The organism is Streptomyces sp. NPDC101776 (genome assembly GCF_044766845.1).
In the GTDB taxonomy this organism is placed as follows: Bacteria; Actinomycetota; Actinomycetes; order Streptomycetales; family Streptomycetaceae; genus Streptomyces.
The window spans coordinates 1,092,729-1,104,674 of record NZ_JBIWMV010000002.1; the positions used below are offsets into that span (position 1 = coordinate 1,092,729).

Here is an 11,946-nt window from a genome sequence, read left to right on the forward strand (position 1 = left end):
GCTTTCCGCCCATGCATGACAGTCCTGTAAACGCGGGAGCGGAACGCCCGGTTCGCTTTGTACGCTCGCCGTATGGCACGGAATATCGTAATCAGCGGTGGTGGTACGGGAATTGGGCTCGCCGCGGCGCATGTCTTCGCGGCCGGTGGGGATCGGGTGCTGCTGCTCGGGCGGCGGCGTGAGGTGCTGGAGAAGGCCGCGGTGCCGGGGGCGCTGACGTATGCCGGGGATCTGAGTGAGCCCGAGGCCGTGCGCGGGGTCGCGCGGTTCGTCGCCGAGGAGTTCGGCACCGTGGATGTGCTGGTGCACAGTGCGGGCGGTACCGGGGCGTTGGAGCCGGAGAGCGTGAGCAGCGATCCACTGGACCGGGTCGCGCACGACTGGACCGTCAACTTCCGGATCAACACGCTGAGCGCCGCGCTGCTCACCGAGGCGCTGAAGGTGCGGCTCGCGGAGCCGGGCGGGCGGGTGCTGTTCGTCAGTTCCATCGCCGTGTACCGGGGGTCGGGGAGTGGGGCGTACGGCGGGGCCAAGGCCGCGTTGCATCCGTACGCGCATGATCTGGCCCGGGATCTCGGGCCGCGCGGTATCACCGTGAACGTGGTCGCGCCCGGGTACATCGAGGACACGGAGTTCTTTGGACCGGAGATCGCGGAGGCTCGGCGGGAGCGGCTCATCAACGACACGTCGACCGGGCGGGCCGGTACGCCCGGGGATGTCGCCGGGACGCTGCACTGGCTTGCCTCGCCTGCGGCGGGGCATGTGACTTCGCAGGTGATTCAGGTCAACGGCGGGGCTGAGCGGGGGCGTTGAGGGGGGCAGGGCGGGTTGTCGGTCGGGTGCGGCGTCGTCGTGGCTGGTCGCGCAGTTCCTCGCGCCCCTGGAGGGCGAGGGGGTTGTTGGTGGAGGCTCGTTGAGGTGGCGGGGGAGGTTGTCGGTCGGGTGCGGCGGCGTCGTGGCTGGTCGCGCAGTTCCCCGCGCCCCTGGAAGGCGGGCGTTGCCAGCGGAGTCGCTGATGGATACGGCCTCGTGCCCCTGAAGGCAAGGGCGTTGCCAGCGGAGCTGTTGATGGATACGGCCCCCGCCCCTGAAAGGCGAGGGCGTCGCTGCCGAAGCCCATCCACTCAAGCCTTGAAGCGCCCCGAACCCCACCTACCCAGGGGCGCGGGGAACTGCGCGACCAGCCCCCACCGGGCCCCAGCCCTAGGCGACCACGCACAGGGCCCCAGCCTGAGGCGACCGCGCCCCGGTCCCCGATCCGTCACCCGCGATCCGCCCCCGGTGGCTCATGAGCCGCCCGCCCCGCGCTCCCGTTGGGTGACGTGTCCTCGCCCGGGATCGGGGCCGCGTCGGCCGTGTTGACGCGGGGGAGGGCGTAGGGGTGTTCCACGTACAGCCAGCGGATCATCTGTTCGCGGACGGTGACCCGTACCGTCCAGATGTCGTCCGCGTCCTTCGCCGTGACCAGGGCCCGGACCTCCATGGTGTTGGGGGTGGTGTCGGTGACGACGAGGCCGTAGCTGCGGCCGTCCCAGGCCGGGCAGGCGCGGAGGATCTCGCGGAGGTGCTCGCGCATCGCGTCGACCGGGGCCGAGTGGTCGACCTGGAAGTAGACGATGCCGGTCATCTGTGGGGTGCCGCGCGACCAGTTCTCGAACGGCTTGGACGTGAAGTACGACACCGGCATGGTGATCCGGCGCTCGTCCCAGGTCCGTACCGTCAGAAAGGTCAGGGTGATCTCCTCGATCGTGCCCCACTCGCCGTCCACGACCACGGTGTCGCCGATGCGGACCATGTCACCGAAGGCGATCTGAAGGCCGGCGAAGAGGTTGGCGAGCGTGGACTGCGCGGCCACACCGGCGACGATGCCGAGGACACCCGCCGAGGCCAGCAGCGAGGCGCCGGCCGCCCGCATCGCGGGGAACGTGAGCAGCATCGCCGCGACCGCCACCACACCGACGATCGCCGCCACCACCCGCGTGATCAGCGTCACCTGGGTCCGGACCCGGCGGACCCGGGCCGCGTCACGGGAGGCGCGGGCGTAGCGCGTGTACGACGACTCCACGACCGCCGCCGCGACCCGGATCATCAGCCAGGCGGTCGCGCCGATCAGCACCAGGGTCAGGGTCTGGCCGATGCCGATCCGGTGTTCCTCCAGCAGTTGCGCCTGGTCGTAGGAGCCTCTGAGGAAGGCCGCGCAGAGGACCAGTTGGTAGGGGACGCGGCCTCGGCGCAGCAGGCCCCACAGGGTGGTGTCGTCGTGCCGGGCGTCCGCCTTGCGCAGCAGCAGGTCGGTGACCCAGCCGATGAGCAGCGTGAGGACGACGGAGCCGCCGATGACGATCAGCGGGCGCAGTACGTTCTCCATGTGTCCGACCGTACTGGCACGATGGCTTCATGAACATCATGCTCTTCCACTCGACGTACGGACTGCGGCCGGCGGTGCGCGAGGCCGCCGACCGGCTGCGCGCCGCGGGCCACGAGGTGTGGACGCCGGACCTCTTCGAGGGGCATACGTTCGACACGGTGGAGGACGGCCGGGCCCTGAACGAGAAGATCGGCAAGGACGAGCTGCTGAAGCGGGCCGTGCTGGCCGCCGCCCCCTACTCCGAGCGCGGGCTCGTCTACGCCGGGTTCTCGCTCGGTGCCTCCGTCGCCCAGACCCTCGCCCTCGGCGACGAGAAGGCCCGCGGGCTGCTGCTCCTGCACGGCACCTCGGACATCGCGGCCAACGCCTCCGTCGACGATCTCCCGGTCCAGCTCCATGTCGCCGAGCCGGACCAGTTCGAGACGGACGACTGGCTCAGCTCCTGGTATCTCCAGATGGGCAGGGCGGGTGCGGATGTGGAGGTCTACCGGTACGCCGGAGCCGGCCACCTGTACACCGACCCCGGCCTCCCGGACTACGACGAGGAGGCCGCCGAGGCCACCTGGCGGGTGGCACTCGGCTTCCTGGAGACCCTCTAGAGGACCTATACCGGGTCGTACGTCCGCTCCACCTTCTGCGTGCCGCTGCGCGTGCGGTACGACCGCTCCCAGGACGAGGTCGCGGTGGGCGAGGTGCGGTCGGACAGGATGTAGTAGTCCATCTGCGCGCGGTCGGCCGTGATGTCGAGGACGCCGTAGCCGTGGCGGTCCGTGTCGACCCAGTGGACGTGCCGGTTGGCGAGCTGGATGATCGGGGCGGCGAGCGCCGTGACCGTGCCCTCGGGCACCTTGACTATGTCGTCGAGGTTGTCGGAGGTCACCGAGGTGATCACGAACTCCGTTGCCGCGGACGCCGACAGCGGGTACGTACCGGCGTCCACCGGCACGTCGTTGGCCCAGGACATGTGGATGTCGCCGGTGAGGAAGACCGTGTTGCCGATCGCGTTCGAGCGCAGATGGGCGAGGAGTTCGCGCCGGTCGTCGGTGTAGCCGTCCCATTGGTCGGTGTTGAGGCCGATGCCGTCCTGCGGCAGGTCCAGCAGTTTCGCGAGCGGTTCGAGCAGGTCGGCGGTGAGTGAGCCGATGACGAACGGCGCGATCATCACCGAGTTGCCGACCAGCCGCCACTTGGTGTCCGAGGCCTTCAACCCGGCCTTCAGCCAGTCGAGTTGGGCGCGTCCCGTGATCGTACGGTCCGGGTCGTCGACCGCACCGCTGCCCGAACTCGCCTGCTGCGAACGGAAGGAGCGCAGGTCGAGGAGGGAGAGGTCCGCCAACTTGCCGAAGCGGAGGCGGCGGTAGGTGGTGCCCGCGATCGCGGGACGGACCGGCATCCACTCGAAGTACGCCTGTTTCGCGGCCGCTTGACGGGCCGTCCAGGTGCCCTCGGCGCCCTCGGTGTGGTTGACCGCGCCGCCCGACCAGGCGTTGTCCGCGAACTCGTGGTCGTCCCAGATCGCGATGACCGGCGCCTTGCTGTGCAGCGCCTGGAGGTCGGGGTCGGTCTTGTACCTGCCGTGCCGGGTGCGGTAGTCGGCGAGCGTGATGATCTCGTTCAGTGGCGCGTGCGGCCGTACGACCGTGCCGCGCGTCCCGTACTCGCCGGACTTGTACTCGTAGATGTAGTCGCCCAGGTGCAGCCAGGCGTCCAGGTCGCCGCGCGCCGCGAGATGGCGGTACGAGGAGAAGTAGCCCGCCTCCCAGTTGGCGCAGGTGACGACGCCGAAGCGGAGGCCGGTCACGGTGGCGTCCGCCGCCGGCGCGGTGCGGGTGCGCGCCGCCGGGGAGTCGGTGCCGCCGGCCGCGAAGCGGAAGAAGTAGTCGGTGGCCGGGGCCAGGCCGCGGATGTCGGCCTTGACGGTGTGGTCGGAGGCGGCGGTCGCGGTCAGCGAGCCCCTGGAGACGATGTTCGTGAACGCCTTGTCGGTGGCGACGGTCCAGCTCACCTCGGTGTCCGGGCCGAGTCCCGAACCCGGGACCGCCTCGGCGGTGGGTGTCACCCGGGTCCACAGCAGGACGCCGTCCGGGAGCGGGTCCCCGGAGGCGACCCCGTGCAGGAAGGCGGGGGTCTCGGTGGCGGCACCGGCGGGCAGCGCGGCGATGAGCGGGCCGGCCAGAACGGCGGTGGCGGCCGCGGCCTTGACGACCGTACGGCGGCGCGGGGAGGGCGAGTTGACGCTCTCGGTTGCTCTGTATCGACTGGTCACGAGCGAACAGGTTACTGACCGGTACGCACAACGGCGGGCGAACTCGTGAAAGTTCGCCCGCTGTTGTACCGCGCGTCTCGTAAGGAGGTGGTCAGGCGGCTCAGGCCTTGAGGGCCGCCGTGATCGCCGTGGTGAAGTCGGCCACCGTCATGGGCGCGTTCGTGCCGCCCGAGTCGGTCAGTGTCTTGCCGTCCATCTTCAGGGTCGGGGTGCCGGTCACGCCGCTCTTGTCGAACGTCGCGGACATGTCCAGCGCCCACTTGTCGTAGGTGCCGTTCTTCACGGCCGTCTGGAACTTCGTGTTGCCCTTCAGGGCGGGGACCGTGTCGGCGACCTTGATGAGGTAGCTGTCGTCCTTGAACTTGTCGGTCGTCTCGTCCGGGTGGTACTTCGTCGAGTAGAGCGCGGTCTTGTACTCGAGGAACGCCTCGGGGCTGACGTTCAGCGCGGCGCCCATGGCGCTCAGCGCGTTCTTGGAGCCCTCGCCGTTGTCCTTGTTGTCGATGAACGTGGCGCCGACGTACTGGATCTTGAACTTGCCGGCGTCCCAGTCGCTCTTCACGGTCGAGCCGACGGTCTGCTCGAACTGGGCGCAGATCGGGCAGCGCGGGTCCTCGTACATGACGAGGGTCTTCTTGGCGGTGCTTTTGCCGAGGACGACGGTCGTGCCGTTGGTCCCGGTGGTGTTGGCCGGCTTGACGAGCTTGTCGTCCTTCGCCGCCTCCCAGTAGCCGGGCTTGTTGCCCTGTACGACGGCGTAGCCGATGCCGCCGGCTATCGCGAGGACGCCGACGACCGAACCGGCGACTATGAGTTGCCGCCTGACCTTCGCGCGCTTGGCCTGGCGCTCGCGCTCGGCGCGCAGCCGCTCACGGGCCTGCGTCTTGGCCGCCGCGCTGTTCCGCTTGCTCATGGTGGTGATCTCCATCAGGGACGCGCACAGGGTGTGCGCGGAATACGTATGGGGGACTGCTCGTGGTGCATGGGGGACTGCTCGTGGTGCTCGGTGCGCGCGGTGTCGTTCAGACCGCGAGAAGGACCGAGCACGGCGGTCCACGCCGTCCCAGGGAGTGCACCAGCAGCCGCTCACGGGCGGTGGCCGTGCGGTGCGTGGCGCGGGGCAGCCGGCGGACCGGGGAGGTGCGCCGGCCGTTCACCGCGGCGACGGCCAGGAGCAGCGGGCGGAAGCCCACCGCCGTCGCCGCGCGCAGCAGTTCGGACAGCGCGCGCTCGCCGCGGCGCAGATAGGCGGCGGCCAGCAGCCCGACGCCGATGTGCGCGCCGAGCAGCAGCCAGGCGGCGGTGGCGTCGGTGTGCGTGAGCAGCGCCGCCGCCTGATGGGGATCGTCGGTCATCCGGGCCAGCGAGGTGCCGACGCTGCCGCCGCTGCACAGCACGTCCAGGCCGACCGCGCGCAGCGGTCCGGCGACCGGGCCGCCCGCCCTGCCGTAGCAGGCGTGCTGGCCGGTGGTGAACACCGTGTCGGCGGCCAGCTCCAGCGGGATCAGCAGTGCGGCGATCTTCCCGAAGCCGCGCTCGCGGCCCGCCAGCGCGTACGCGAGCACGAACACGGTGGCGGCGATCGTCGCCACCGTGCCGAGCGGGAGCGGGGTCCGGGACAGCAGCACGTGCGACGCGGTGCTGAGCGTCACGACCAGTGCCGTGAACAGCGCCGCGCGTACGGCCCTGAGCTGGATCCCGGATATGTCCATAGCGGAGGTGAGTCTGTCATGTGCTCCGGTAAGGCACCGCTAAAGGGTTCCTGTGAGCGTACGGATGGTTACAGACCCGGAATCCGGCCGTTGCGGAACAGGTCGACGAAGGTCTGGTGGTCGGCACGCGCGCGTGCGCCGTAGCTGTGCGCGAAGTCGACGAGCACGCCCGCGAAGCCGTCCTCGTCGGCCGCGATCGCCGCGTCGATGGCCCGCTCGGTGGAGAACGGCACCAGGGACTCGCCGGACTGGTCGTCGGCCGCCGCGTGCATCGTGGCCGTGGCCCGCCCGAGGTCGGCGACGACGGCGGCGATCTCCTCCGGGTCGTCGATGTCGCTCCAGTCCAGGTCCACCGCGTACGGCGAGACCTCGGCGACCAGCTGACCCGTGCCGCCCAGCTCGGTCCAGCCCAGCCACGGGTCGGCGTGCGCCTGGAGAGCGCGCTGGGAGATCACCGTGCGGTGGCCCTCGTGCTGGAAGTAGTCCCGGATCGCCGGGTCCGTGATGTGCCGGGAGACGGCCGGCGTCTGGGCCTGCTTGATGTAGATCACGACGTCGTTCTCCAGGGCGTCGCTGTTGCCCTCAAGAAGGATGTTGTACGACGGCAGTCCCGCCGAGCCGATGCCGATGCCGCGGCGGCCGACGACGTCCTTGACCCGGTAGGAGTCGGGGCGGTCGAGGGAGGACTCGGGGAGCGTCTCCAGGTAGCCGTCGAAGGCCGCGAGGACCTTGTAGCGGGTGGCCGCGTCCAGCTCGATGGAGCCGCCGCCCGACGCGAAGCGGCGCTCGAAGTCACGGATCTCCGTCATCGAGTCCAGCAGCTCGAAGCGGGTCAGTGAGCGGGCCGTGCGCAGCGCGCCCAGCAGCGGGCCGTCGGCCGTGTCCAGCGTGAACGGCGGTACCTCGTCGCTCTTCGCGCCGGTCGCCAGCGCGTGCACCCGCTCGCGGTACGCGCCCGCGTACACCTGCACCAGCTCGGTGATCTGCTCGTCACTGAGCGCCTTCGCGTACCCGATCAGCGCCACGGAGGCGGCGAAGCGCTTGAGGTCCCAGGTGAACGGGCCGACGTAGGCCTCGTCGAAGTCGTTGACGTTGAAGACCAGCCTGCCGTTCGAGTCCATGTACGTGCCGAAGTTCTCGGCGTGCAGGTCGCCGTGGATCCACACGCGCGAGGTGCGGTCGTCCAGGTACGGGCCGCCCCGCTTCGAGCCGAAGGAATTGTTTGCAGTGAGGTCGTGGTAGAAGAGCGCCGCCGTGCCCCGGTAGAAGGCGAAGGCGGAGGCCGCCATCTTCCGGAACTTCACGCGGAACGCGGCCGGGTCGGCGGCCAGGAGCTCGCCGAAGGCGGTGTCGAAGACGGCAAGGATCTCCTCGCCGCGGTGCTCGTCGTTGAGCTGCGGAACCGACATCGCTCTGTGCCTCCTGGTACGGGTGGTACGTGACATGTGACGGGTCTGTCGTCACCTTCCAACGCTCGAAGGTACGTGGGAGTGCCCGCCCACCCGTCACCCGGCCACCGCCCCCCATCGAGACGCTTCGCGTCACAGTACTCATCTCTAATGTCAGCGGTCAGGCATAGGATTCGGTCTCGTCCCCCCCAGACCGTCCGCTGCTCTTTGTCGATCGTTTCCCGTGTTATCCCTGGAGGCCAAGCCGTGTCAAAGCCGCCGTTCACGCACCTGCATGTCCACACCCAGTACTCGCTGCTGGACGGTGCCGCGCGGCTGAAGGACATGTTCAACGCGTGCAACGAGATGGGCATGACCCATATCGCGATGTCCGACCACGGCAACCTGCACGGGGCCTACGACTTCTTCCACACGGCGACGAAGGCCGGGGTCACGCCGATCATCGGCATCGAGGCGTACGTCGCCCCCGAGTCGCGGCGCAACAAGCGCAAGATCCAGTGGGGCCAGCCGCACCAGAAGCGCGACGACGTGTCCGGTTCCGGTGGTTACACCCACAAGACGATCTGGGCGGCGAACAAGACGGGCCTGCACAACCTCTTCAAGCTGTCCTCGGACGCGTACGCCGAGGGCTGGCTCCAGAAGTGGCCGCGCATGGACAAGGAGACCATCTCCCAGTGGTCCGAGGGTCTCATCGCCTCCACCGGCTGCCCCTCGGGCGAGCTCCAGACCCGGCTGCGCCTGGGCCAGCCCGAGGAAGCCCTGAAGGCGGCCGCCGAGTACCAGGACATCTTCGGCAAGGACCGCTACTTCCTGGAGCTGATGGACCACGGCATCGAGATCGAACGCCGGGTCCGTGACGGCCTGTTGGACATCGGCAGGAAGCTCGGCATCCCGCCCCTGGTGACGAACGACTCGCACTACACGTACGCGCACGAGTCCGTGGCGCACGACGCCCTGCTCTGCATCCAGACCGGCAAGAACCTCTCCGACCCGGACCGCTTCCGCTTCGACGGCACCGGCTACTACCTGAAGTCCACCGACGAGATGTACGCCGTGGACTCCTCGGACGCCTGGCAGGAGGGCTGCCGCAACACCCTCCTGGTCGCCGAACAGATCGACACCACCGGCATGTTCGAGGCCAAGAACCTCATGCCGAAGTTCGACATCCCCGACGGCTACACCGAGGTCACCTGGTTCAAGGAGGAGGTGCGCCTCGGCATGGAGCGCCGCTTCCCGGGCGGCGTCCCCGACGACCGCCAGAAGCAGGTCGACTACGAGCTCGACGTCATCATCCAGATGGGCTTCCCGGGCTACTTCCTTGTAGTCGCCGACTTCATCATGTGGGCGAAGAACAACGGCATCGCGGTCGGTCCAGGGCGTGGTTCCGCGGCCGGTTCGATCGTCGCGTACGCCATGGGCATCACCGACCTCGACCCCATCCCGCACGGCCTGATCTTCGAGCGGTTCCTCAACCCCGAGCGCGTCTCCATGCCCGACGTCGACATCGACTTCGACGAGCGTCGGCGCGTCGAGGTCATCCGGTACGTGACGGAGAAGTACGGCGCCGACAAGGTCGCCATGATCGGCACCTACGGCAAGATCAAGGCCAAGAACGCGATCAAGGACTCCGCGCGCGTGCTGGGCTATCCGTACGCGATGGGCGACCGGCTCACCAAGGCGATGCCCGCCGACGTCCTCGGCAAGGGCATCGACCTCTCCGGCATCACCGACCCCAAGCACCCGCGCTACGGCGAGGCGGGCGAGATCCGCGGGATGTACGAGAACGAGCCGGACGTCAAGAAGGTCATCGACACCGCCAAGGGCGTCGAGGGCCTGGTCCGGCAGATGGGCGTGCACGCGGCCGGCGTCATCATGTCCAGCGAGCCCATCGTCGACCACGCCCCGATCTGGGTGCGGCACACGGACGGCGTGACCATCACACAGTGGGACTACCCGCAGTGCGAGTCGCTCGGCCTGATCAAGATGGACTTCCTGGGGCTGCGCAACCTCACGATCATGGATGACGCCGTGAAGATGGTGAAGTCCAACAAGGGCATCGACCTGGAGATGCTCGCCCTCCCGCTGGACGACCCCAAGACGTACGAACTGCTCTGCCGCGGCGACACGTTGGGCGTGTTCCAGTTCGACGGCGGCCCGATGCGTTCGCTGCTGCGCCAGATGCAGCCCGACAACTTCGAGGACATCTCCGCCGTCTCGGCCCTGTACCGGCCGGGCCCGATGGGCATGAACTCGCACATCAACTACGCCGAGCGCAAGAACAAGCGCCAGGAGATCACCCCGATCCACAAGGAGCTGGAGGAGCCTCTCGAAGAGGTTCTCGCGGTGACCTACGGCCTGATCGTGTACCAGGAGCAGGTGCAGAAGGCCGCCCAGATCGTCGCCGGTTACTCGCTCGGCGAGGCCGACATCCTGCGCCGCGTGATGGGCAAGAAGAAGCCCGAGGAACTGGCGAAGAACTTCACCATCTACCAGGCGGGCGCCCGGAAGAACGGCTACAGCGACGAGGCGATCCAGGGCCTGTGGGACGTCCTGGTCCCCTTCGCCGGCTACGCGTTCAACAAGGCGCACTCCGCCGCGTACGGCCTGGTCTCGTACTGGACCGCCTACCTGAAGGCCAACTATCCGGCCGAGTACATGGCGGCGCTGCTCACCTCGGTCAAGGACGACAAGGACAAGTCCGCGATCTATCTGAACGAGTGCCGGCGCATGAAGATCAAGGTGCTCCCGCCGAACGTCAACGAGTCGGTGCACAACTTCGCAGCCCAGGGCGACGACGTGATCCTCTTCGGCCTGGAGGCCGTGCGCAACGTCGGCACGAACGTCGTCGACTCGATCATCAGGTCCCGCAAGGCGAAGGGGAAGTACGGCTCCTTCCCCGACTACCTGGACAAGGTCGAGGCCGCCGCCTGCAACAAGCGCACCACCGAATCCCTCATCAAGGCCGGTGCGTTCGACACCCTGGGGCACACCCGCAAGGGCCTCACCGCGCACTTCGAGCCGATGATCGACAACGTGGTGGCGGTCAAGCGCAAGGAGGCCGAGGGGCAGTTCGACCTCTTCGGGGGCATGGGTGAGGAGGACACCAGCGAGCCCGGCTTCGGACTCGACGTGGAGTTCACCACCGACGAGTGGGAGAAGACGTATCTCCTCGCGCAGGAGCGGGAGATGCTCGGTCTCTACGTCTCCGACCACCCGCTGTTCGGCCTGGAGCACGTGCTGTCCGACAAGGCCGACGCGGGCATCGCCCAGCTCACCGGAGGCGAGCACGGGGACGGCGCGGTCGTCACCATCGGCGGCATCATCTCGGGCCTCCAGCGCAAGATGACCAAGCAGGGCAACGCCTGGGCGATCGCCACGGTCGAGGACCTCGCGGGCTCCATCGAGTGCATGTTCTTCCCGGCGACCTACCAGCTCATCTCGACCCAACTCGTCGAGGACACCATCGTGTTCGTCAAGGGCCGCCTCGACAAGCGCGAGGACGTGCCCCGTCTGGTCGCGATGGAGATGCAGGTCCCGGACGTGTCGAACGTGGGCACCAACGCGCCCGTGATCCTCACCATCCCGGCGACCCGGGTCACCCCGCCCATGATCAGCAGGCTCGGCGAGATCCTCAGCCACCACCGGGGCGACAGCGAGGTCCGCATCAGGCTCCAGGGCCCGACCAAGACCACCGTGCTGCGCCTGGACCGGCACCGGGTGAAGCCCGACCCGGCCCTGTTCGGCGACCTGAAGGTGCTGCTCGGCCCGGCCTGCCTGGCCGGCTGACCGACACACACGGAGAAATGGTGAGGGGCGCATCCGTCGACGGATGCGCCCCTCAGCCGTTCAACAACCCTTGAAACAGGCGTCAGTTGTGGCCGAAGCGTTTCTGCTTGCCCTTGCGGGCCATGTCGCTCGGCGTCGCCTGGGATATGCGCTGTTCGGCCTGTGCCTCCATCGAGGACGACGTGGCCTGCTCCTGGGCGCGCTCGGACTGCGGCTGCTTACGGTCGCGGTGCTTGTTCTTGGCCATGGTGATCTGCCTCCTGAGGGGGATCTGGGGGCCGGGAACGCGACCAGATTCACATAGGCTGACGAAGAACGCATTTCGGATAATTACCGTGTGTGACATGGTTGATACGAGAGAGAAGCCCGGAAACGCCACGCCGAAGATCGAGTTCGGGCCGTTAA

9 protein-coding genes are annotated in these 11,946 nt (G+C 68.5%); 3 read left to right on the top strand and 6 right to left on the bottom strand.

The genetic code is table 11. The features are described 5' to 3' along the window. The first annotated feature begins 72 nt into the window (after window positions 1–72). Window positions 73–813, top strand: a complete 741-nt coding sequence (locus tag ACIRRY_RS10675; RefSeq protein WP_403970398.1) for an SDR family NAD(P)-dependent oxidoreductase — start codon at window positions 73–75, stop codon at window positions 811–813. A 448-nt stretch (window positions 814–1,261) separates the two neighbouring features. Here ACIRRY_RS10675 and ACIRRY_RS10680 read toward each other — a convergent pair whose 3' ends face one another. Next, the gene (locus ACIRRY_RS10680) at window positions 1,262–2,368 is read right to left on the bottom strand and encodes a mechanosensitive ion channel family protein (RefSeq protein ID WP_403970401.1); all 1,107 of its coding nucleotides are present in this window, start codon (window positions 2,366–2,368) and stop codon (window positions 1,262–1,264) included. A 29-nt stretch (window positions 2,369–2,397) separates the two neighbouring features. Here ACIRRY_RS10680 and ACIRRY_RS10685 point away from each other — a divergent pair, with 29 nt between their 5' ends. After that, window positions 2,398–2,967, top strand: a complete 570-nt coding sequence (locus tag ACIRRY_RS10685) for a dienelactone hydrolase family protein (protein WP_403970404.1) — start codon at window positions 2,398–2,400, stop codon at window positions 2,965–2,967. A gap of 5 nt (window positions 2,968–2,972) precedes the next feature. Here the strand turns inward: ACIRRY_RS10685 and ACIRRY_RS10690 are convergent, their stop codons facing one another. The 4 genes from ACIRRY_RS10690 to ACIRRY_RS10705 form a co-directional block, all read right to left on the bottom strand. After that, complete coding sequence (locus ACIRRY_RS10690) at window positions 2,973–4,634, bottom strand: alkaline phosphatase D family protein (protein ID WP_403970407.1); 1,662 nt, start codon at window positions 4,632–4,634, stop codon at window positions 2,973–2,975. Between the two features lie 100 nt (window positions 4,635–4,734). Then, entirely contained in the window at window positions 4,735–5,547 is an 813-nt protein-coding gene (locus ACIRRY_RS10695) for a thioredoxin domain-containing protein (protein WP_403970410.1), read from the bottom strand. A gap of 109 nt (window positions 5,548–5,656) precedes the next feature. After that, a complete protein-coding gene (locus ACIRRY_RS10700; RefSeq protein WP_403970413.1) occupies window positions 5,657–6,346 on the bottom strand; it encodes a hypothetical protein in 690 nt (229 codons plus the stop codon). 68 nt (window positions 6,347–6,414) lie between these two features. Then, window positions 6,415–7,755 (bottom strand): DUF2252 domain-containing protein, encoded by a 1,341-nt coding sequence (locus ACIRRY_RS10705; RefSeq protein WP_403970416.1) that lies wholly within the window; start codon window positions 7,753–7,755, stop codon window positions 6,415–6,417. Window positions 7,756–8,001: 246 nt separating this feature from the next. Here ACIRRY_RS10705 and dnaE point away from each other — a divergent pair, with 246 nt between their 5' ends. Further along, window positions 8,002–11,541 (top strand): DNA polymerase III subunit alpha, encoded by a 3,540-nt coding sequence (dnaE, locus tag ACIRRY_RS10710; RefSeq protein ID WP_403970419.1) that lies wholly within the window; start codon window positions 8,002–8,004, stop codon window positions 11,539–11,541. An 82-nt stretch (window positions 11,542–11,623) separates the two neighbouring features. Here the strand turns inward: dnaE and ACIRRY_RS10715 are convergent, their stop codons facing one another. Next, on the bottom strand, window positions 11,624–11,788 hold the full coding sequence (locus tag ACIRRY_RS10715) for a hypothetical protein (RefSeq protein ID WP_019067731.1): 165 nt from the start codon (window positions 11,786–11,788) through the stop codon (window positions 11,624–11,626). Window positions 11,789–11,946 lie beyond the last annotated feature (158 nt).